Raw genomic sequence first — 20,342 nt, 5'->3', positions numbered from 1 at the left:
GCCCCATCGGGGCGGGGGCTGAAGCAATGGCAAGCGCATCGCGGATCGTGGCCGTTCTGGGCCCGACCAATACCGGGAAAACCCATTATGCCATCGAACGGATGCTGGGCTACCGCACCGGGGTGATGGGATTCCCGCTGCGCCTTTTGGCGCGCGAGGTCTATGACAAGGTGGTAGCGGCCCGCGGGCCATCGGTGGTGGCGCTGGTCACCGGCGAAGAGCGGATCGTGCCGCCGCGCGCGCAATACTGGATTTGCACGGTGGAGGCGATGCCCGAGGGCATGGGCTGCGACTTCCTGGCGATCGACGAAATCCAGCTTTGCGCCGACCCGGAACGCGGCCATGTCTTCACCAACCGTCTGCTGCGCGCGCGCGGCACCCATGAGACACTGTTCCTGGGTGCCGACACCATGCGCGGGCCGATTTCGGCGCTAGTGCCGGGGGTGGAGTTTTATCACCGCGAGCGGATGTCCGATCTGGTCTATGCAGGTTCGAAAAAGATAAGCCGGATGCCGCCGCGGACCGCAATCGTCGGGTTTTCGGTTGATAATGTCTATGCAATTGCCGAGCTGATCCGCCGCCAAAAGGGTGGTGCAGCGGTGGTGATGGGGGCGCTGTCCCCCCGCACCCGCAACGCCCAGGTGGCGCTCTATCAGAACGGCGAGGTCGACTATCTGGTGGCCACCGATGCCATCGGCATGGGGCTGAACCTTGATATCGATCATGTGGCGTTTTCCTCGACCCGCAAATTCGACGGCCGCCGGATGCGCGAGCTGGCCCCGAATGAACTGGCGCAGATCGCCGGCCGCGCCGGACGCGGCATGAGCCATGGCACTTTCGGCGTCACCGGCGACGCCCGCCCGTTGGATGAGGGCACCGCCTCGGCCATCATGAACCACCAGTTCACGCCGCTGAAAAAGCTTAACTGGCGGTCAGCCGATCTGCAGTTCGGCACGGTTGAGGCGCTGATCCATTCGCTTGAGGCCAGCCCTTCGGGTGAAAATCTGATCAAGGCGCGCGAGGCGGATGATCTGGGCGCGCTGAAAATGCTGACGCGCGAATCTGCTGTCATCTCGCGCACCACCAACGCGCAATCGGTGCGGCTGTTGTGGGATGTCTGCCGGATTCCCGATTTCCGCGGTATCAGCCACGCCGAGCATGCTTCGCTTTTGGGGGTGATATTCGAGCATCTGCACGGCGGCGGCGTGGTGCCGGACGATTGGCTGGCGCGCCAGATCAAGCGAATTGACCGCACCGACGGCAACATCGACACATTGTCGAAAAGATTGGCATTTATCCGCACGTGGACTTATGTCGCGCAAAGGAATGGCTGGCTGCGTGACGAAAGCCATTGGCGCGGGGAGACGCGCGCTGTAGAAGACAGGTTGTCGGATGCTCTGCACGAGCGCTTGACGCAAAGATTTGTGGACCGGCGCACGTCTGTGCTGCTGCGCCGGCTCAAGCAGAAGGAGGCCCTTTTGGCCGAAGTGAATGACAAGGGTGAAGTGACGGTTGAAGGCGAATTCGTCGGCCGTCTCGAGGGGTTCCGGTTCAGCCCGGACAAAAGCGCGCAGGGTGCCGAGGCCAAGGCCTTGAAGGCGGCCTCGCTGCAGGCTTTGGCGCCGCAATTCCATCTGCGTGCGGACCGGTTCTATAACGCGCCCGATACCGAGATCGATTATACCGAACAGGGCGGCCTGATGTGGGGCGAACATGCGGTGGGCAAGCTGGTTGCCGGCGCCGACGCGCTGACCCCGCAGATCGAGGTGTTTGTGGACGAGTCCGCCGGGCCGGATGTGGCCCAGAAGGTCGAGCGCCGTCTGCTGCATTTCATCACCCGCAAGATCAACGCGCTGTTTGAGCCGCTGCTGGCCTTGCAAAAGGACGAAGAGCTGACCGGCCTGGCCCGCGGCTTTGCCTTCCGCATGGTCGAGAACCTCGGCGTGCTGCCGCGTGCAAGCATCGCGCAAGAGGTGAAGGACCTGGATCAGGACGCCCGCGGCGCGCTGCGCAAGCATGGCATCCGTTTCGGCCAGTTCACCATCTTTATGCCGCTCTTGCTGAAGCCCGCGCCGACCCGTCTGCGGCTGGTGCTGTGGTCGCTGGCAAACGGTCTGCAGGATTTCCCCGAATCTCCGCCTCCGGGGCTGGTCACGGTGCCGTCCGCCAAGGACGCGCCCGAAGGTTATGACACCATGTCCGGCTACCGCGCGGCGGGCGAGCGGATGATCCGCATCGACATGCTGGAGCGTCTGGCCGACATGCTGCGCGGTGAAGACAGCCGCGGCGGTTTTGAAGCCAAGGCGGACATGCTGTCGATCACCGGCATGACGCTGGAGCAGTTCGCCGATCTGATGCAGGGACTGGGCTATAAGGCCGAGAAAAGCGAGCGCCAGAAGGTGAAGCCGGTTGCGGCGGAAGCCGAAGCCAAGCCTGCTGAAGCTGACGCCAAGCCTGCTGAGGCCGCTGCTGAAGCCGCGCCTGCAACGGAAGAGCCGGCTGCTGAAGCATCTGCTGAAGCTGCGGATGCGGTCTCCCCTGATGGGGACGCCGTTGCTGAAACTCCCGCCGCTGAGGCCGAGGCTGCACCTGCACAAGACGCTGCGCCTGCAGAAGACACTGCAGAAGTCAAGCCCGAAGTGGCTGCTGATGCAGCTGCCGTTGCCGAACCGGAAATGGAAGTGTTCTTCACTTTCACCTGGGGCGGCAACCGGGGCGGACGCCAAGGCGGTCAGCGCCAGCAGAATCGGCGTCCGCAAGGCGACGGCAAACCTGCCGGCAAGGGCAAACCGCGCGGTGCCAAAGGCGGCGATCGTGACGGCGGCCCGCGCGGCAAGCCGGGCCGCAAGGGCGGACCGCGTCAGGATCAGGGCGCCAAAACTTATTCCGCGCGTCCCGCGAAGAAGGAAAAGCAGATCGACCCGGACAACCCCTTTGCCGCTGCGCTGATGGGGCTGAAACAGGGCGACTGATCCTGCCATGACCGAGGGCGCGCCCAAGATCCGCATCGACAAGTGGCTATGGCATGCGCGGTTTTTCAAAACCCGCAGCCTGGCCGCCAAACAGGTCGGTGCGGGTCATGTGCGCGTCAATGGTCAGAAAGTGCTGAAACCGGCTCAGAACGTCACCCCGGGTGATGTTCTGACCTTCGCTCAAGCCAAAGTGATCCGCGTGGTGCGGGTGGAGGCCATCGGTGAACGCCGCGGCCCGGCGCCTGAGGCGCAGGCGCTGTACTTCGATATGACGGAAAAGCAGGAAAAAGTTCCGGCCAATCCCAGGTTCGAAGGAAAAGGCCGCCCGGACAAAAAAGCCCGCAGAGCGCTTGATCTTACTCGCAAGCAGGATACCCTTTGACGGCTTGAAGCCGTCGCCGGTCTGGATTAGCTAGGCGCAAACGCAAAACGGGACTCGGTACTATGACCTATGTCGTGACGGAAAACTGCATCGCCTGCAAATACACCGACTGCGTCGAGGTATGCCCGGTGGATTGCTTTTACGAGGGCGAGAACACCCTGGTGATCCACCCCGACGAATGCATCGACTGCGGCGTCTGCGAACCGGAATGCCCGGCCGATGCGATCCGCCCGGATACCGAACCGGACATGGACAAATGGGTTGAGTTCAACCGCAAGTATTCTGAACTGTGGCCGGTGATCGTTTCCAAGAAAGACCCGATGCCGGGCTATGAGGAGCGGGACGGCGAAGAGGGTAAGATGGAGAAGTATTTCTCCGAGGCGCCCGGCGAAGGCGGCTGATTCTCTGCCTGATAGGGGTGATGCCGCAAACTTGCGGGAAACCGCCGCATTGCGTGGGGTTTTAACGGACCCTGATCAGCAGGCCGCCTTTCGGGCGGTCCTTTTTTGTGGTATGCTTAAAGCACAAAAGACATAAACAATCGGAGTCCGCCCCCGGCGCACGCCAGCAGTGGTGCGCAGATTGGGCGGTATTTCTGCGAATAAAATGTCCTGGGGGCTGGTCAAAACGAACTGACCGGGGCTGGGTATTTTGTTCGCTAAAATGCCGGAGCCGCCCGGCAATGAGTAAGGAACAACCTGTATGACCAAATCGAAGAAGCTCGAATTCCGCCCCAATGAGTATGTAGTCTACCCGGCGCATGGCGTGGGCCAGATCATCTCGATCGAGGAGCAGGAAGTGGCCGGCTTTGCGCTGGAGCTTTTCGTGATCACCTTTGAGAAAGACAAGATGACCCTGCGGGTGCCGACCAACAAGGCAACCGAAGTGGGCATGCGCTCGCTGAGCTCGCCGGACGTTATTGCCCAGGCAATGAAAACGCTGAAGGGCAAGGCGAAGGTGAAGCGCGCCATGTGGTCGCGCCGCGCGCAGGAGTATGAGCAGAAGATCAACTCCGGCGACCTGATTTCTATTGCCGAAGTGGTGCGCGACCTGCACCGCACCGATGACCAGCGTGAGCAGAGCTACTCCGAACGCCAGCTTTATGAAGCTGCATTGGAGCGTCTGACCCGCGAAGTGGCTGCTGTCTCCGGCAACGATGAAATCGCCGCCGCCAAGCAAGTAGATGAGGTTCTGACCTCCCGCGTTGCCGCGTAAGCATCTGCTGTAAACAGTAATTGAAAGGCCGTGCCCCCTAGGGTGCGGCCCTTTTCATGCGCTGGTCCGGCTCAGCTGCAGAGTGCGAGAAGCGTGAGCAGGCCGGAAATCTCGGCAATTTGCTGAGATGCTCCCAGAATATCCCCGGTCTGGCCGCCGATCTTGGCCTTGGCCAGCGCCCCCAGGCCCAGAGCGGCAGCGCCCATTGCCAGCGCAGCTCCAATGGATGCCGCTCCAATCAGAGGCAAGGACAGGATAACCGCGAGCAGGGCCGCCAGCAGGCAAGGCAGAGTGCGGGGGCGGCCCACGGTTTGCGACAGCCCGGCGGCCCGTGCATTGGGCAGCGCCGCCATCAGCGCGGGCATTACCGCCCGGCTCAGCATTGCCAAAGCCAGCAGGGGCCAGGCACCTGCGGCGGCAATCAGCGCGGCTAAGGCGCTCCAGCGCAGGCCGAACCCGAGGATCAGGGCAATCACGCCGTAGGCGCCAATGCGGCTGTCCTTCATGATCTCCAGCCGACGTTGCCGGGTAAAGCCGCCCCAAAGGCCATCGGCGGTATCAGCCAGCCCGTCCTCGTGCATGGCTCCGGTCAGCAGCACCTGAACGGCGAGTGCCAGCCCCGCGGCTACCTCGGCAGGCAGCCCCGCGGCCAGCGCCAGAGCCGCCAGCAGTGCTGCGGGCAGGGCAACCGCCAGCCCCGCCAAGGGAAACGCCCAGGCCGCCTTGGCCTGCCGCTGGAACGTCTCGGACGGCAGATGCGGCAGAGGCAGCCGGGTCAGCAGCACCAGCGCCAGCAGGATGTCTTTTGCCTGGATGTCGTTTTTTCGCATTTACGGGCCTATTGCGGGGCTTGCGGCAGTGCCGTCAGCGGTTAAACAGATTGCCAACCGCTTTATCCGCGTCCCCCGCCCAGATGCAACGAGGCTTTCACATGCTGCCACAGCTTTCCTCCCTTGATGATTTTCGCGCCGCACTGGCCAGCGCACCCGCACAGGACCAGGCTGCGCTTGATGGTGCGGCCGCGCGCAATACCCAGCTGACCAAACCTCCGGGCGCTTTGGGCCGGCTGGAGGATCTGGCCATCTGGTACGGGGGATGGCGCGGCAGCGATAGGCCGGAAATCACCGCACCGCAGGTGATCGTCTTTGCTGGCAACCATGGCGTGACGGCGCAGGGTGTCTCGGCCTTTCCGCCGGAAGTCACCGCGCAGATGGTGATCAACTTCGAACACGGTGGCGCGGCCATCAACCAGCTGGCCAGGCTGGCAGGCGCCCGCATGGATGTGCATGCGCTGGAGCTGGAGCGACCGACGGGCGATTTCACCCAAGGACCGGCGATGAACCAGAATGACCTGCTGGCTGCGCTGAAAACCGGCTGGGATGCAGTGGACCCAAGCGCTGATCTGCTGGTGGTCGGCGAAATGGGCATCGGCAATACCACCCCCGCCGCTGCCCTGGCCTGTGTGCTGTTCGGCGGCGAGGCGGCGGATTGGACCGGGCGCGGCACCGGTGTGGATGAGGCCGGGCTGGCGACTAAAACCCGCGTGGTGGCCGAAGGCGTTGCGCTTCATCGGGGCAGGATCAATGACGGGCTGGATGCGCTGGCCTGCCTGGGCGGACGCGAAATTGCTGCCATGGCGGGCGCCATTGCTGCGGCCCGTGTGCTGCATATCCCGGTGATTCTGGACGGCTTTATCTGCTGCGCTGCGGCGGCCTGCCTGCTGCAAACTGCAGATGGCGCGCTGGACCATGCCGTGGCAGGCCATCAAAGCGCCGAAGGGGCGCATCCGGCGCTGCTGGCGAAGCTGGGCAAACAGCCGCTGTTGTCGCTGGGCCTGCGTCTGGGCGAGGCTTCCGGTGCGGCGCTGGCGATCCAAGTGCTGAAGGGCGCCGTCGCCTGCCACAGCGGCATGGCGACCTTTGCTGAAGCGGGCGTCTCTGACGGCTGAACCGGCGGCCGGCAGGAAGAAGGATCAGGAACAAAGCGCCGGCTTGCGCCGGGGCTTTTGTCATTCTGCGGCTTTTGCGGATTTCTTGCGCTTGCGTTCGGCCATCTCGAAAATCGCGCTTTCGATGGCTTTCTCCAGCTCCCGCGCGCGGTCTATATAGGCCGGGTTCTGGCTGGCAGGCACGCCGGGGATCCAGTGCTGGGCAAGGTCACGGAGGTTGGCACGGTCATGCGCATAAAAGGTCTGCGCCGCCTGTGCCGCCTCATATTCGCTGAGGCCGACGTTCTCCAGCACATAGCGGCCTGCACGCACTGAGCTGTCGAACATCTCGCGCACAATGTCATCGGCGCCGGCCTTGTACAGCTCATAGACATGGTTGCGGTCCTTGGCACGGGCGATGATGTGCAGATCCGGATAGGCCCGGCGCACATAGGTGACCATCTTGACCACGCCTTCCGGGTCGTCCAGCGCCACCACAAAGACCTTGGCCTTGGCGATGCCGGCAGCTTTCAGCAGTTCCGGCCGGGTGGGATCGCCAAGGAAGCTTTTAACTCCGAAACGGCGCATCAACTGCACCGCTTCCATATCATGGTCCAGCACCACAGTCTTAAAACCGCTAGCCTGCACCAGCCGGTTGACGATCTGGCCGAAACGGCCAATGCCCGCGATGATAACCGGACCTTCCTCATCGATCTCATCCGGCACGTGTTCCTGCAAGGGTTCGCCCATCCGCTTGGACAACAGATCATAGGCGATGAACAGCAGCGGGGTGATCAGCATCGACAAAGCAATCACCAGCAACAGCTTTTCTGAAAGCGCGGCTGGAATCACGTTGAGCTGGGTGGAGAAAGCCAGCAGGACAAAGCCGAACTCCCCGGCCTGAGCCAGGCTGAGGGTGAACAGCCACAAGCGGCGGCGGCGCAGGCCAAAGGCGCGGCCGACGGCAAACAGCACCACGCCCTTGGCAAAGATCACCAGCAGGGCCAAACCGATCAGATCGCCCGGATCGGCCAGAAACTGGCGGTAGTTGATACCCGCGCCGACGGTGATGAAAAACAGCCCCAACAATAGCCCCTTGAAGGGGTTAAGGTCGCTTTCCATCTCGTGCCGGAATTCGGAGTTGGCCAGCACCACCCCGGCCAGAAAGGCGCCAAGCGCGGGGGACAGGCCGACCAGCGTCATCAGGAAGGAAATGCCGACGACAATCATCAGCGCCAGCGCGGTGTACATCTCCCGCAGGTTGGAGGCGTGGATAAACCGGAACAGCGGCCGCGTCAGGTAAATGCCCGCCAGGATGATGAAGGCGATGGCGGCCAGGGTGACCAGCGCCACCGCCCAGCCGGGCAGCCCGTCCACCAGCGACAGTGACCCGTGGCCGCCGCCATGGCCGCCTGCGCTGTCACGGCTGATGGAGCCATCGGAGGCAAACTGGGGGATCGCATAGCTGCCCAGCAGCGGCAGGAAGGCGAGGATCGGGATCACCGCGATATCCTGGGTCAGCAGCACAGAAAAGGCAGAACGGCCGCCGCCGGTGCGCATCAGCCCCTTTTCCGACAGTGTCTGCAGGACAATCGCGGTGGAAGACAGCGACAGCGCAAGCCCGACCGCCAGGCTGACATGCCAGGGTTCACCCGCGGCCATGGCAGCACCCATCAGAACAACCGTCGAGGCCGTAACCTGCATGCCGCCCAAGCCGATCAGCTTATCCCGCATCGCCCAAAGCGCGCGCGGTTCCAGCTCCAGCCCGATCAGAAACAGCATCATCACCACGCCGAACTCGGCGAAGTGGCGTAAATCCTCGGTTTCGGTGCCGGTCAGGCCAAAGATCGGGCCGATGGCAATGCCCGCCGCCAGGTATCCTAGAACCGAGCCAAGCCCAAGGCGCGCAGCCAGAGGCACCGCAATGACTGCGGCGCCCAGATAAATGGTTGCTTGGTAAAAAAACTCTTCCATCTCTTAGGTATCGCAAGCCTGCCGGGGCCTTGGCAATGGCTTTGCCGGCCGCGGCGGCCTGTTACGGCAATACGGTGCCTGCCGGCAGCAGTCATTGACGGTTTTTTGTTCGGGCTTGTTGCTTTTCGGGCCGGCTATTGTTCGAGCAGGCGGATCTCTTCGCTCAGCTTTCCGATCCGGTCAAGCCGCCGCGAAATCCGTTCCTGGAAACCGCCCAGCTGATCGATGATATCAGCCAGTGTTTCGCCGGAATCGGTCAGTCGTGCGCTTTCGATCTTAAGCAGCACCCGCGTGGAACTGAGACCAAGGAAGTGCCGGTGCATGATTTGGCAGGCGCTGGTGATGCGCGCGGCTTCTTCGTCGACTTCTTTCATACCGTTTTGCGACCGTTTGACCTGGTCCTTGACCAGATCGGCCAGGATGCCGCGTTCGGTTTCCATGTCGGCCTCGCCCAGATCGCGGCGTTCCTTTTGCAGCTGGTTGTCGCATTCGATCAAGATGCGCGCCATGCCTTCGACAAACAGGCTGCTGTTCACCGAAGCCTTGATTTTGGCGAAATTGCTGTTCTCGCCCATCACATGAGCGCCGAACCAATCCGACATCTCGCGTGACATGGAGCCGTAGTTCTGCGACAGCACTGTGACCGGGCCGCCCGAAGGTTCAATCCGCGACGCCAGCACCCGCAGGTTATGCGGGATCGTGTGCATCGCGTCGAAATCGGTGATCAGCCCTTCGGTCTCTTCCACCAGGGTTTCAGCGTGGCGCAGCATGCCCGTCAGCTCTTGGATCCGGGCGTGGGGAGGCTGGTTCAGGCCCTTATCGCGGGAGATCAGCTCCTGGCTCAGCGCGTGGGCGGCAAACTCGTGGTAGTTCTCATAGCCCTGGCTGTTCAGCCAATCGAGCAGATACAGCGCGCTGTCCTCAGGGGTGACGCCCTCTTCGGTCTCCCGCTTGAGCATCTTCGCATAAAGATTGCGCACCTCGGTAAACAATGCGCTGCTCGGCTTGATGCGGGCGGAAAGGTAACCGTCCTGGCAGGGCACCACCACGGCAAATACCCAATAGTACAGCCCGTCCTTGGACTTGTTCTTGACGTAGGCGCCCATGAATTCGCCGCGCTGGATGGTGTCCCAGAACAGCGAAAACACCCCCTTGGGCATGTCCTGGTGGCGGATCACCTTATGCGGGGCACCGATCAGTTCTTCCCAGGGGTAGGCGCCGACCCGGCGGAACACATAGTTGCCGGCTTGGATTATGCCGCGGTCGTTGGTTCTGGAAAAGAACACCTCATTGAGGCCAAACGGCGCCTCGCCGCTGGTCGGACGCGTTTCAATTCGGCGGTCAACAATAGACACGGCACGTTCCACTTTCGGTTACAGAAATCGTTAGTGCATCTTTACCGCCAATTCCTTCCCGGATGGTTAAGTCGGCAGCGGTGCATCGCGTTTTAATTGTGCCATGACGATCTGGCTCTGGACTCTGGAAACGGCGGGGTGGGGCAGCAGGATGCCGTGGATGAGGGTATTCAGCGCTTCCAGGTCGGCGCAATAGACGCGCAGCAGGTAATCGGCCTCTCCGGTCATCGTCCAGGCGGAGGTGATCTCCGGCTGGCTGGCCACCAGACGGGCGAACCCTTTGGATTGTTCGGGGCCGTGGCTGCCCAGATGCACCTGCACGAACCCCTGCACCGACAGACCCAGCCTGGCGGGGTCGAGCCGGGCCGAATAGCCTTGGATGTAGCCCTCTGCCTCCAGCCGCTGGCGCCGCCGGCCGGCCTGACTGGGGGAAAGGTTGAGCATCTCGCCCAGTTCCTGCGCGGTGAGATGCGCATTTTTCTGAAGGGCTGCAAGCAGTTTGGTGTCGGTTGGGTCCAGCATGCGTGTTTTTTCCATTTTTGATCACCATGACGCACATAGCGCGCGCATTTCAAGTTTCTGATGCGAAACAACGCGGAAAACCTGCGCCGGATATGCGGTATTCTTGATGCAAGAATTCACCTGGCTTTCCGCATGATCCGAAGGAGACACGCAATGGGTCCTTTCCCGCATAACGCCCCGAAATCCGAAATCACCCCGGAAAACCCGGCTGGCACCGATGGTTTTGAATTTGTTGAATTTGCCAGCCCGGACCCGGACGAGCTGCGGGCGCTGTTCACCCGCATGGGGTATGAGCTGACCGGCCATCGCAAAGACCAGCCGCTGGTGGAACTGTGGCAGCAGGGCGACGTTACCTATATCCTGAACGCCGACCCCGAAAGCTTTGCTGCGAAATTCGTGGAACAGCACGGCCCCTGCGCCCCGGCGATGGGCTGGCGGGTTGCGGATGCTAAAAAGGCCTTCGAACACGCGGTGTCCAAAGGCGCCGAGGCTTATGAGGGGCCGGGCAAAGTGATGGATGTGCCTGCAATCAAGGGGATTGGCGGCTCGCTGATTTACTTCATCGATCAGTATCACGACACCTCGCCCTACAACGCGGAATTCACCTGGCTGAAACAGTCCAAGCCGCGCGGCGATGGGTTCTTCTACCTCGATCACCTGACCCACAACGTCTACAAGGGCAATATGGACAAGTGGTTCAAGTTCTACGAGGAGCTGTTCAACTTCAAGGAGATCCGTTTCTTTGACATCCAAGGCAAGTTCACTGGCCTTCTCAGCCGCGCGCTGACTTCGCCCTGCGGCCGGATCCGGATCCCGATCAACGAAGACCGGGGTGAAACAGGTCAGATCGTTTCTTATCTGAAAAAATACAACGGCGAAGGCATCCAGCATATCGCGGTCGGCTCGGATGACATCTACGCCAGCACCGATGCAATTGCGGAAAAGGGCCTGAAGTTCATGCCTGGCCCGAATGACGCCTACTATGAAATGTCCAAAGAGCGGGTTCACGGACATGATGAACCGCTGGACCGGATGAAGAAACACGGCATCCTGATCGACGGAGAAGGGGTTGTGGACGGCGGCGAGACCCGGATTCTGCTGCAGATCTTCTCAAAAACCGTGATCGGGCCGATCTTCTTTGAATTCATCCAGCGCAAGGGCGATGACGGCTTTGGCGAGGGCAACTTCAAGGCGCTGTTTGAATCGATCGAGCGCGAGCAGATCGAAAGCGGCGAGATCCAGGCCGCAGAGTAACAGGACCTGAGAAACGGAAAAGGCCGGGCCTGCCATGCAGGTCCGGCCTTTTTGCGTGCGGGGGCAAGACGGCCTGCAACAGGCCCATTCGCCGGAGCTGCAGTTTTATGAATTGAGCGCGGGAAGGGAAGGGACTGATCCTATCCCTTGGGCATTTCCAAGGTACGGTTGCGGCCGCCTTTCTGGTACTGCAATTTGCTTTCACCAATGGCAATTACCCTGCCGCCGTCGATACGGTCGCCGACCTGCACCTTCTTGTAGCGGCCCGAGGGCAGACGGACCAATGCGCGGCGGTCCGAGGCGGTGCCGTAAACTCCGATCAGATTCAGCTTGCGCAGGTTGATGGCGTTGCTGACGGTGGCGCGGCGGGCAACCGATGCGGCTGTCGGGATGCGCGGTGCCGCCGCGGCTGCAGCGGCAGGCACGGCAGCGGCGGTCTGCACTTGGTTCTGCGGATTGCGCCGGGCGCGGTCAACCAAATTGGCGAAATTGGCGGGCCGGGCGCGCGGAACCACCGAGGCAGCGATGGCTTGGGCGGTGACCGGCAGCTGCTCTTCCCCGGCGGGCTTCAGGCTGGCAGGGCGCTGGCGCGGGCGCCTGCTGGCCAGTTCTGTCCGGCTGAGACCGCCAAGTTGCGCCCGTTCCACCTGTTCTTCCAGATCCGCAGGCCGTGCCTTGGGGCGTTTGCGCGACAGCACCTGATTGCGGGCCACTTCCTCAGCCAGCGCTTCGGCGGCGGGGTCGCTGCGATCCGGAGCGGGCGGCGGCACCTTTTTCGGGCGGCCAAGGTAGACGGTGATGCCATCGGGGTTAATCGTGCCTTCGGGGGTGGCCTTGACCAGCCCGCGCGCGTCCAGATCAAACGCAGACCCTGCCGCGGCGGGGGAGGCAACGGCGCCGGATTCATCATCCCCGGCAAAGGTGTCCGGCTGTGGCAGCGCCACCGCGTCGGCGGCAATTTCAGTGCGGTCAACGGATGCTGTATAAAGCTCGTCCAGGCGGGGCGCGGCGGGGATGCCTCCCAGGCTGGGGGCAACCGGCCAGACCCCGGTTGCGGCATAGCGCGCGGCCTGCGCCAAGTCATCCAGCGGCTCTGCAGTCAGAGCCTCAGCAGGCGCCGGGGCCGGTTTGGGTTCCGCTGCACCGCCGGGCTGCAGGGCGGAAGGGTCCAAAAAGGCGGTGTCCGTGCCCTCTTCGGGCAGTTTCACACCATCGGCGGCGGCTTCATCCTCGACCGAAGGGAGCGCGCCTGTGCCGCCGGCCTCAGCCAGTGCGGTGTTTTCCTGCGCTTCGCTCTCTGCTGGCGCTGCGCCGGCCTCCTGCAGCCCTGGATCGGGCTGGTCTGCCAATACGCTTACCTGCGGTGCGATGGCGGCCGGGGCGGTTTCTGAACCGGGGCTGCCTGCCGCGGCGGGCGCCGCCGGCTGGGGGGCGCCTTCATCCGGCTGCCCGTCTTCGGAGCTGACCGCAGGGGCGGGTGCCAGGCCGGGATCCTCATCCGGGGCTGCGGCAAAAAATCTGCCTTCGCCAAACACAGCCCAGACCGCAACTGTTGCCATGAACAGCAGCAGAACGGCTGTCAGGATCACCCCAAGGTAGCGCGGCTTGCCCTTGGCGGCCTTTTCGGGGGGCGGGGACTGTGACGCCGCGGGCGCGGCGGCTGCCGGGGCGTTGTCCCGCAATGCTGCCGGTGCCGGCGGAATTGGCAGAGGAGAAGCCGCACCAGTTGGCAACGGAGCTGGCGGTATTGGCAAATGGGCCGCCGGAGTGTCCGCGGTGTCAGGTTTCTGGACCGGAATTGCTGCGCCGACCGGCTTCACGGCAGCCGGAGCTTTTGGCACTTGGCGCCCGGCGGCCAGCGCAGCGGAGGCTTGTGCGGACGGCGCGGATGCACTTTTAACAGGGGCTGCCTTGTCCTCTTGGCTGAGAAGGCCTGAAACATCTGATAACGGCGCGACAGAAGCGTCAGAAGGCGGCGAAACAAGCGGTGGCAGGCTTGCAGGTTCCTCGGCCCCGGCTGCCTTGGCAGGCGGGGGCACCGGAGTGTCCTTGGGGGCCGCCAGCGGCGCGCCGTCCCGTTCAGGTGGTTGTTTGGCGGCTGCAGCCATCTTTTCCGCTTCAACAAGAGCCGCCGGTTCTGCTGGCTCTGCCAAGGGGTCCGTGATAGCGGCAATCGCTGCCGGTATTGCGCTGTCTTCGGTCAAGAGGGCCGGCAGATCTGCAGGTCCGATCACCTTGACAACCGTATCGTCCGGCTCAACCTCGGTGCCGCGGATTGCCCGTGTGGTGCCAAAGAACGGTTCACCCTGAAAACCGCTGTCTTCCGGCGCCGCGACAAAGCTGACCGGGCCGAACCCGTGCTCGACCGCAAAGGTCTCGGCTTCGTCCAGGGTTTCCAGCGCCACCGCCGCAACATGGGTCCGGCTGCCGTCGATGGAGATGTCAAAGGCCAGCTCATCCACAGGATAAGGCGTGGCGCCTTCCAGCGCCTGCCGGGCCGCTTCAATCCGCGCCTCAACGGGCAGATCACCGGTCTCGGCGGTCAAATAGCGGATCTGGTCATTGGGCAGGATCAGCTTGCAGAAGATGCCGCCGGGCGCCAGCTGCAGCGCATCGGCGTGCATTGCGGCCAATGCGGCAGGCAGATCATCGGTGTCAAACGGGGTGCTGGCCACACTGCGCCAGCCATCGTCCGCGCGGTAGATCAGTTCGATGCCATCTGAGGAAAGCGAAAGCGCAAACGCCGGTTTCATGCCTTGGGTCAAACCATCAAAATCCATACTGCCCGGGGCCGCCTGACGCGCCCGGTGTTTTGCCGCGGACCTTAAAGCAGGAACCTGCCGAGTTAAAGGAAAAGACGTCTGCCAGGACTTGCAGGCGGCAGTTTGCCATCCCCATCTAGAAGGCATTGCAAAAGGAGCTTTTCAGTATGAAGGCAAAGAAAATTCTGGCAGCCGCGCTGATGCTGTCGATGAGCGCCGGCGCCCTGGCGGCAAGCGAGGCCGCTGCGCTGCGCCAAATCACCGTGAACGGCGAAAGCACACTGCAGGTGGCGCCGGAACTGGCGACAATCACGCTTGGGGTCACCGAAGAAGCCGAAGAAGCGGCGATGGCAATGGCGGCCGTATCCGAGGCGATGGGCGCAGTGATCGGACGCCTCAAGGATGGCGGCATTGCCGCCGAGGACATGCAGACCCGTCAGATATCCATGCACCCGGTTTGGTCGCAGGACCGGTCTTATGACAGCGGCGGACGGCGTGAGATCACCGGCTTTCAGGCGTCGAACACGCTGATGGTGCGGGTGCGTGATCTGGACCGGCTGGGTCCGGTGCTGGACGCGGTGCTGACGGCAGGTGCCAATCAGTTTCAGGGGCTGAGCTTTGGTGTGGAGGACCCCGCGGCGGTCACCGATCAAATCCGCGGGGAGGCCGTCAAGGATGCCATCCGGAAGGCGCAGCAACTGGCCGAAGCTGCCGGCATGGAACTGGGGCCGGTGCGCTCGATCAATGAACACGGCGGCGGTGGCGGGCGTCCGATGATGGCAATGGAAATGGCCCGCAGCGACGCGATGCCGATTGAGGCCGGGGAGCTGACTTTCAGCCATAACGTCTCGGTTGTCTTCGACATGGCCGTGCCCGGCGGCGAGTAAGCCGCGGACACAGGAAAGGCCGGGCAGGGTGCCCGGCCTTTCTGTTTGCTGGCTGCTGACGTCTCAGCCGGAGGCTTTGGCCAGTGCCTGATCCAGATCGCGGATCAGGTCGTCTGCATCCTCGATCCCGATGGAAACACGCACGACATTCGGACCAGCGCCCGCCGCTTCCTGCTGCTCCGGCGACAGCTGCCGGTGGGTGGTGGAGGCCGAGTGGATGATCAGCGAACGGGTGTCGCCGAGGTTGGCCACATGGCTGAAGATCTCCAGCGAATCCACCAGTTTGATGCAGGCCTCGTAACCGCCTTTGACGGCAAAGGTGAACAAACCACCAGTGCCCTTGGGATAGCAAGCCTGGGCGCGCTCATAATAGGGCGAGGACGGCAGGCCCGCATAGGTCACATAGTCAACGCGGCTGTCGTTCTCGAGCCAGGCGGCGATTTTCTCGGCGTTCTCGCAGTGTTTCTGCATCCGCAGGGAAAGGGTCTCAACCCCCATCAGCGTGTAATGCGCCCCTTGCGGGTTCATCGTCATGCCCAGATCGCGCAGGCCGATGGCAATGCTGTGGAAGGTGAAGGCAAGCGGGCCGAAAGTCTCGTGGAATTTGAGGCCGTGATACGCGTCTTCCGGTGCTGACAGCGACGGGAATTTATCGTTGGCGGACCAGTCGAAATTGCCGCTGTCGACCACACAGCCGCCGGTCACGGTGCCGTTGCCAGTGAGGTATTTGGTGGTGGAATGCACAACCAGCGTCGCACCCTGGTCAATCGGCTTGCACAGGTAAGGCGTGGCAGAGGTGTTGTCGACAATCAGCGGGATTCCTGCGCCATCGGTGATATCCGCCAGGGCGCGGATGTCGGTCACATAGCCGCCGGGGTTGGCGATGGATTCGCAGAATACCGCACGGGTGTTTTCGTCGATCGCCGCGTTCACGGCGTCCAGATCGTCGGTGTCGACAAATTTGGCGGACCAGCCGAAACGCTTGATGGTCTGGCTGAACTGGGTGATGGTGCCGCCATAAAGCCGGGTGGAGGCGACCACGTTGCAGCCCGGTGCCATCAGCGGGAACAGCGCCATGATCTGCGCCGCGTGGCCCGACGAACAGCAGACCGCACCGACGCCGCCTTCTAGCGTTGCCAGACGTTCCTGCAGCACCGCGACAGTGGGGTTGGTCAGGCGCGAATAGATGAAACCGACTTCCTGCAGATTGAACAGCGCGGCGGCGTGTTCGGCATCGCGGAACACATAGGCGGTGCTCTGGTAGATCGGCGTCTGCCGCGCGCCGGTGGCCGGGTCCGGCTTGGCGCCGGCATGGATCTGCAAGGTGTCAAAACCGTATGTCGGAGCGTCGGTCATGAATGGGTCTCCCTGAAAGCTCTGTTATTCCGGGCACACATCAGCATGGCTGCGCTGGGAAGGCAATTGCGGGAATGCCGCAGCAAAAGGCTCCCGTCCGTCGCCAGCCACCTTGCGGTGCCTGCTCCCGTTGGGCATGGCGCCATGCTGCGCATGGCGTGCGCCGCGCGCAGCGCGGCGCCGGACCCAACTGCGAAAAGCCTCCGCAGGAGGCCCGTGAGCGGGCGGGAGCCCAGCGTTTCCAGAACCTAAAGGCAGGGGTCAGCGCATCCAGAAGCCTTCGGATTTTATCCGGTTGCGGATCGCCTGTTCGCGGCGCGGCAGGTTTGCTCGGTCAAACAGCGCCCGTACCTTTTCCCCGCGCCCCTGATAAACCATCCGCTTGATCGGCTCGTACCCCTTCAGCACCTTCTTGATCCGGTTCGGCGCTGCAATCTGATGCAACAGCTCCACCACCCGGTCGCCTTCGCGCGCATAAAGCAGCGGAAACAGCCGGTAATGGCAGCTGGTCTGCCCGTCCAGATAACCGCCGGGCAGCGCATCACGGCCGCCGCCAAAGGAGTGGATCACCAGCGGCAGCACGATCTGGTCCAGCCAGGGCTCCAGCGTCTGGCCGGTCAGCTCAAGCGGCGGGTCGTTGCGGACAGATTGCGCATAGACCAGGAATCGTTTGCCAAAGGCGCGCGGGCAGGCGCCGTAAAAGAAGCCAGCGTTGAAATAGAGGTAGCGTTTCCAGTATTCATCGGGCTGGCTAAGGTCGAGACTGGACAAAAAGTCGAGGCCGAAGCGGCTGTAGAGCGATTGCCAGATGCCGCTGTAGCCGGGCCCGTACAGCGTCGGCTTGGGCCAGGTGCCCTCGACCCGCAGCGACGCCGAAGGGCGGCTGAAATCAAACGGCACATCCGCCAGTTCGCCGGTGATCAGCGTGTCGGTGTCAAAGAACACAAACGGCTCGCCCTTTGGCATCGCCTGCAATGCTTCGATCTTGTTGCCGTAAGGGTAGGCCGCGCCAAACACCTTGTTCTCGAACGGCAGGATCTCGGCGCCCAAATCCGCCAGCGCTTGCAGAACGTCCTGGTTGCTGATGGCGGGGTCCTTCTCCCACAGCGGCCCTGGTTGCGGCACCGCCACAAACAACCGTCCGGAAAACCCGGGCGAACAATGGCGCAGCGAGGCCGCGAACAGCAGCGCCTCATACTGCAGCCGGCCGGCTTGGCCGGCGATCATCACATTGAAGGGGGCATTTGCCATGGTTTTCCCCGTTTTCCGTCTCTTCCGGGCGGATAGGACTGCCTGATAGTTTAGCTACAAGCCTGCAAGGCGCCGTGCAACCGGCCTGCGGGCGATTACAAGCGGTTGTGTGCCGTTCAGGGCGCAGACCGGGGAGAGACAATGATGATTGACGTGATCCTGGCCATTCTTGCGGCATCAGCGCAGCCTGGTGTGCAAGCCGGTGCGCAGGACAGCGCAGCCGCCGCCGTTCCGGCACAAACTGCGGTGGCGCAACCTGCATCCGCGCAACCGGGATTGGCCGCCGAGCCGCAACAGGCCACCGGCCGCTTTACCACCGCGCTCGAAGTGAAGCCGATCCTGGCAGCGACCCAGGCCAACTGGATCCATGTGCGCGAATTCGACGGCCAGGATCTGCTTTATGTCACCCACCTGTGGTCCTGGCGCTGCGGGCTGGCGCAGGTCAAGCTGGGGGTGAACGGCAACCCGCCGGAAATCTGGCCGCTGCCGGACTGCCACCTGGAGGAAGGCTTTCCGAACATGATCAAGGACGAAGACGGGATGCCTTACCGCAACTATCCGCTTGGCTCTATCCAGCAAATCGCGGTTGAGGTTACCTATGATGACCTGAGCACTGAACATCTGACCTTCGGACGCAACGGCCAGCCGCTGCGATAAGCGGGGTTTTCGCGTCGCTTTGCAAGCCGGCCCCGCGTCGCGGGTGCTGCTCAGCCGCGGCGCGGGACCGGCCTGCAATCAAGGCGCAATCAGGGTGACGCCGGGCATCCGCTGGACAGCATAGAGGTCTTCCTCGTAGCGCTCGCTCATCTCCTCCACCAGCGCGCTGGTCCAGCCGGGAAGGTCCAGCTCCTCCTCCAGCGCGTCCTCCAGCGCGAACTTGTCCAGAAAGGCGGCATAGACACGGCGTCTCTGGATTTCCGTAAGATCCGGGTTTTCTGCAAGATAGGCGCGCAACCGCTCCATGCCCGCAGGCTGCATTAAGGTGGCCAGCAGGTCCATCCCGCCTGTGAGGCGGGCGTTGACCTCCATTCCGCCCAGATCCCGCAGCACCTGGCTCCAGATCAGCGGCAAGTCTTCGTAGCACCAGACGGTGACCGGCATGCCTGGCACCATATCCCGCATCTGCGCCAGCAGCCCGGACCAGCGCAGCTGCACCGGGTCGCAGTCCTTCAGAACGTTCCGCACAATGGCCCGGCTGGATTTTGCAAGCATCGCAGGCAGGAACGTGGCCGGATTGCGCAGCGCCATGAAGATTTCCGGCTGATCATAGGGAAACAGCGCCTGCAGCGCCTGCAGCCGTTCACCCGCCTCCGGATACAGGCGTCCGCCCTGCAGCGCATGCCGCGGCGAGCCGAAAAAATGCGGATTGGAGAGAATCACCCGATCCGCCTGACGGTCATCCAGAATTGCGTCCCACAGAACCTCCGGCGCGTCCTTGGCGGCGCTGCCGTTCTTCATCGCCGCCAGGCAGTCTTTCAGCAAGGACCGGTAGCGGCCGGGTCCTGGCACTGCGGTGCCCTGTTCCGACAAAGCGCCGGCATTTTTCAGCAGCGCCTTCAGCAGCAGATCTTCTTCAGTGGCATGTGCCCCGCAGTGAATGATGACCTGCATTATCCGACCTGTTTTTCCGGGTTTCTTGCCTTCAGAAGTAATGCGGAGCGGCCAGGAGGTCAAACCTGCGGTTTGCGCTGGCTTTGCGCCGGGAGGGCGTTGAGGGGGCTGTCGCATCTGGCGAAGCGGAAAATCCCTGTTTCCAACCTTTCCCGAGGAGGCCTGCTGAGGATGGTTCTGCGCATCCCGGCGAGGGGTTTCCGCAGTTTCGCAATTTGATTTTTCAAACCGGCTTGACGGTCATTCTGTACTTTAGTACCAGTCGCCCGGCAGGCCCGGCGGGAAAGACATTTTCCACCGGACACTCAGGTTCCCTGGCCGCGCGCCGACCCCGGATCCGGAAGCCTGTGATTGTGAGTGCCCCTATAGCTCAGCTGGTAGAGCAACTGATTTGTAATCAGTAGGTCCGCGGTTCGAGTCCGTGTGGGGGCACCATTTCATCAAAAAAATCATTTTATTTGCAGTGACTTAGGTGGAATCCTCGTTGTTGTGTTACGCTATTTGCCCGCAAGTGACATGTGCGTTGTTGTGTTTAGTTTTAGGAGGCGCCATTCGGACCATGGTACAAGCGATGCTGATATTCGTTGGTGAGCTCGCTTGAAGATGAACCTTGGAATATCTCCATTTTTGGTGGCGTGGCTCAGAAGTTTCTAGCATATATAGCTTTCGTCAACCGCCAAAGCGGGCTGCCGCTTGTCATTCGAGAGCCTAGGTCGTGTTGACAAAAGGGATTCACATGGGGCTGCAGGCATGATTCAATCTGGTATCTGCGATGGAGACCAGCTTGGCACGAGACTTGATGTCGGACGAGGAATGGGCGTTTTTTGAACGGTTCATCCTGACAGCCCGCGCCCCGAACGGACGCAAACCCACC

At 62.5% G+C, this 20,342-nt stretch carries 16 protein-coding genes, 1 tRNA gene and 1 pseudogene; 10 read left to right on the top strand and 8 right to left on the bottom strand.

Going from position 1 to position 20,342, the window contains the following annotated elements:
- Positions 1-26 precede the first annotated feature (26 nt).
- The 4 genes from A2I95_RS09200 (at position 27) to A2I95_RS09185 (ending at position 4,569) form a co-directional block, all read left to right on the top strand.
- Positions 27-2,972 carry a helicase-related protein gene (locus tag A2I95_RS09200; RefSeq protein ID WP_291729474.1) on the top strand — a complete coding sequence of 982 codons (2,946 nt, stop codon included), beginning with the start codon at positions 27-29 and terminating at the stop codon, positions 2,970-2,972.
- A 7-nt stretch (positions 2,973-2,979) separates the two neighbouring features.
- Positions 2,980-3,354 carry an RNA-binding S4 domain-containing protein gene (locus tag A2I95_RS09195; RefSeq protein ID WP_291729473.1) on the top strand — a complete coding sequence of 125 codons (375 nt, stop codon included), beginning with the start codon at positions 2,980-2,982 and terminating at the stop codon, positions 3,352-3,354.
- Positions 3,355-3,416: 62 nt separating this feature from the next.
- A complete protein-coding gene (fdxA, locus tag A2I95_RS09190) occupies positions 3,417-3,755 on the top strand; it encodes a ferredoxin FdxA (protein WP_024090808.1) in 339 nt (112 codons plus the stop codon).
- Positions 3,756-4,056: 301 nt separating this feature from the next.
- Positions 4,057-4,569, top strand: a complete 513-nt coding sequence (locus A2I95_RS09185; RefSeq protein WP_024090807.1) for a CarD family transcriptional regulator — start codon at positions 4,057-4,059, stop codon at positions 4,567-4,569.
- Between the two features lie 71 nt (positions 4,570-4,640).
- On the opposite strand, the gene cobS is transcribed toward A2I95_RS09185, so the two are convergent.
- Positions 4,641-5,399, bottom strand: a complete 759-nt coding sequence (cobS, locus tag A2I95_RS09180) for an adenosylcobinamide-GDP ribazoletransferase (protein ID WP_291729472.1) — start codon at positions 5,397-5,399, stop codon at positions 4,641-4,643.
- A 101-nt stretch (positions 5,400-5,500) separates the two neighbouring features.
- Here cobS and cobT point away from each other — a divergent pair, with 101 nt between their 5' ends.
- Positions 5,501-6,517 (top strand): nicotinate-nucleotide--dimethylbenzimidazole phosphoribosyltransferase, encoded by a 1,017-nt coding sequence (gene cobT / locus A2I95_RS09175; RefSeq protein ID WP_291729471.1) that lies wholly within the window; start codon positions 5,501-5,503, stop codon positions 6,515-6,517.
- A gap of 60 nt (positions 6,518-6,577) precedes the next feature.
- Here cobT and A2I95_RS09170 read toward each other — a convergent pair whose 3' ends face one another.
- From A2I95_RS09170 to A2I95_RS09160, 3 genes are all read right to left on the bottom strand, one after another.
- Positions 6,578-8,470 carry a cation:proton antiporter gene (locus tag A2I95_RS09170; protein WP_291729470.1) on the bottom strand — a complete coding sequence of 631 codons (1,893 nt, stop codon included), beginning with the start codon at positions 8,468-8,470 and terminating at the stop codon, positions 6,578-6,580.
- Between the two features lie 134 nt (positions 8,471-8,604).
- Positions 8,605-9,825, bottom strand: coding sequence for a PAS domain-containing protein (locus A2I95_RS09165; protein ID WP_291729469.1), 1,221 nt, complete (start codon positions 9,823-9,825; stop codon positions 8,605-8,607).
- Positions 9,826-9,891: 66 nt separating this feature from the next.
- On the bottom strand, positions 9,892-10,347 hold the full coding sequence (locus A2I95_RS09160) for an Lrp/AsnC family transcriptional regulator (RefSeq protein ID WP_027259655.1): 456 nt from the start codon (positions 10,345-10,347) through the stop codon (positions 9,892-9,894).
- Between the two features lie 153 nt (positions 10,348-10,500).
- Here A2I95_RS09160 and hppD point away from each other — a divergent pair, with 153 nt between their 5' ends.
- Positions 10,501-11,601, top strand: coding sequence for a 4-hydroxyphenylpyruvate dioxygenase (gene hppD / locus A2I95_RS09155; RefSeq protein ID WP_291729468.1), 1,101 nt, complete (start codon positions 10,501-10,503; stop codon positions 11,599-11,601).
- A gap of 140 nt (positions 11,602-11,741) precedes the next feature.
- On the opposite strand, the gene A2I95_RS09150 is transcribed toward hppD, so the two are convergent.
- Positions 11,742-14,381: a hypothetical protein gene (locus A2I95_RS09150; protein ID WP_291729467.1), complete on the bottom strand. Its 2,640-nt coding sequence runs from the start codon at positions 14,379-14,381 to the stop codon at positions 11,742-11,744.
- A 149-nt stretch (positions 14,382-14,530) separates the two neighbouring features.
- Between A2I95_RS09150 and A2I95_RS09145 the strand changes: the two genes are divergently transcribed.
- The gene (locus A2I95_RS09145; protein ID WP_291729466.1) at positions 14,531-15,250 is read left to right on the top strand and encodes an SIMPL domain-containing protein; all 720 of its coding nucleotides are present in this window, start codon (positions 14,531-14,533) and stop codon (positions 15,248-15,250) included.
- A gap of 63 nt (positions 15,251-15,313) precedes the next feature.
- On the opposite strand, the gene A2I95_RS09140 is transcribed toward A2I95_RS09145, so the two are convergent.
- Both A2I95_RS09140 and A2I95_RS09135 read right to left on the bottom strand, forming a co-directional pair.
- Positions 15,314-16,606 carry an O-acetylhomoserine aminocarboxypropyltransferase/cysteine synthase family protein gene (locus tag A2I95_RS09140; RefSeq protein ID WP_291729465.1) on the bottom strand — a complete coding sequence of 431 codons (1,293 nt, stop codon included), beginning with the start codon at positions 16,604-16,606 and terminating at the stop codon, positions 15,314-15,316.
- 261 nt (positions 16,607-16,867) lie between these two features.
- A complete protein-coding gene (locus A2I95_RS09135) occupies positions 16,868-17,857 on the bottom strand; it encodes a hypothetical protein (protein WP_291729464.1) in 990 nt (329 codons plus the stop codon).
- 141 nt (positions 17,858-17,998) lie between these two features.
- On the opposite strand from A2I95_RS09135, the gene A2I95_RS09130 reads away from it, so the two are divergent.
- Positions 17,999-18,514, top strand: a complete 516-nt coding sequence (locus tag A2I95_RS09130; RefSeq protein ID WP_291729463.1) for a hypothetical protein — start codon at positions 17,999-18,001, stop codon at positions 18,512-18,514.
- Positions 18,515-18,592: 78 nt separating this feature from the next.
- Here A2I95_RS09130 and A2I95_RS09125 read toward each other — a convergent pair whose 3' ends face one another.
- Positions 18,593-19,468, bottom strand: a complete 876-nt coding sequence (locus tag A2I95_RS09125; protein WP_291729462.1) for a hypothetical protein — start codon at positions 19,466-19,468, stop codon at positions 18,593-18,595.
- A 359-nt stretch (positions 19,469-19,827) separates the two neighbouring features.
- Here A2I95_RS09125 and A2I95_RS09120 point away from each other — a divergent pair.
- A tRNA-Thr gene (locus A2I95_RS09120) sits at positions 19,828-19,903 on the top strand.
- A gap of 337 nt (positions 19,904-20,240) precedes the next feature.
- Positions 20,241-20,342 (top strand): annotated as a pseudogene (locus A2I95_RS09115) (IS5/IS1182 family transposase); the annotation flags it as partial.

The sequence above is a fragment of the Leisingera sp. F5 genome, assembly GCF_001593695.1.
Note: the sequence above shows the minus strand (reverse complement) of the source record. Positions and strands in the feature narration are given on the sequence as shown.

What these genes read in the sequence shown, in the direction of transcription:
- A2I95_RS09200 (WP_291729474.1), top strand. Translation starts at nt 27, where the DNA reads ATGGCAAGCGCATCGCGGATCGTGGCCGTTCTGGGCCCGACCAATACC.
- A2I95_RS09195 (WP_291729473.1), top strand. Translation starts at nt 2,980, where the DNA reads ATGACCGAGGGCGCGCCCAAGATCCGCATCGACAAGTGGCTATGGCAT.
- fdxA (WP_024090808.1), top strand. Translation starts at nt 3,417, where the DNA reads ATGACCTATGTCGTGACGGAAAACTGCATCGCCTGCAAATACACCGAC.
- A2I95_RS09185 (WP_024090807.1), top strand. Translation starts at nt 4,057, where the DNA reads ATGACCAAATCGAAGAAGCTCGAATTCCGCCCCAATGAGTATGTAGTC.
- cobS (WP_291729472.1), bottom strand. Translation starts at nt 5,399, where the DNA reads ATGCGAAAAAACGACATCCAGGCAAAAGACATCCTGCTGGCGCTGGTG.
- cobT (WP_291729471.1), top strand. Translation starts at nt 5,501, where the DNA reads ATGCTGCCACAGCTTTCCTCCCTTGATGATTTTCGCGCCGCACTGGCC.
- A2I95_RS09170 (WP_291729470.1), bottom strand. Translation starts at nt 8,470, where the DNA reads ATGGAAGAGTTTTTTTACCAAGCAACCATTTATCTGGGCGCCGCAGTC.
- A2I95_RS09160 (WP_027259655.1), bottom strand. Translation starts at nt 10,347, where the DNA reads ATGCTGGACCCAACCGACACCAAACTGCTTGCAGCCCTTCAGAAAAAT.
- hppD (WP_291729468.1), top strand. Translation starts at nt 10,501, where the DNA reads ATGGGTCCTTTCCCGCATAACGCCCCGAAATCCGAAATCACCCCGGAA.
- A2I95_RS09150 (WP_291729467.1), bottom strand. Translation starts at nt 14,381, where the DNA reads ATGGATTTTGATGGTTTGACCCAAGGCATGAAACCGGCGTTTGCGCTT.
- A2I95_RS09145 (WP_291729466.1), top strand. Translation starts at nt 14,531, where the DNA reads ATGAAGGCAAAGAAAATTCTGGCAGCCGCGCTGATGCTGTCGATGAGC.
- A2I95_RS09140 (WP_291729465.1), bottom strand. Translation starts at nt 16,606, where the DNA reads ATGACCGACGCTCCGACATACGGTTTTGACACCTTGCAGATCCATGCC.
- A2I95_RS09135 (WP_291729464.1), bottom strand. Translation starts at nt 17,857, where the DNA reads ATGGCAAATGCCCCCTTCAATGTGATGATCGCCGGCCAAGCCGGCCGG.
- A2I95_RS09130 (WP_291729463.1), top strand. Translation starts at nt 17,999, where the DNA reads ATGATGATTGACGTGATCCTGGCCATTCTTGCGGCATCAGCGCAGCCT.
- A2I95_RS09125 (WP_291729462.1), bottom strand. Translation starts at nt 19,468, where the DNA reads ATGCAGGTCATCATTCACTGCGGGGCACATGCCACTGAAGAAGATCTG.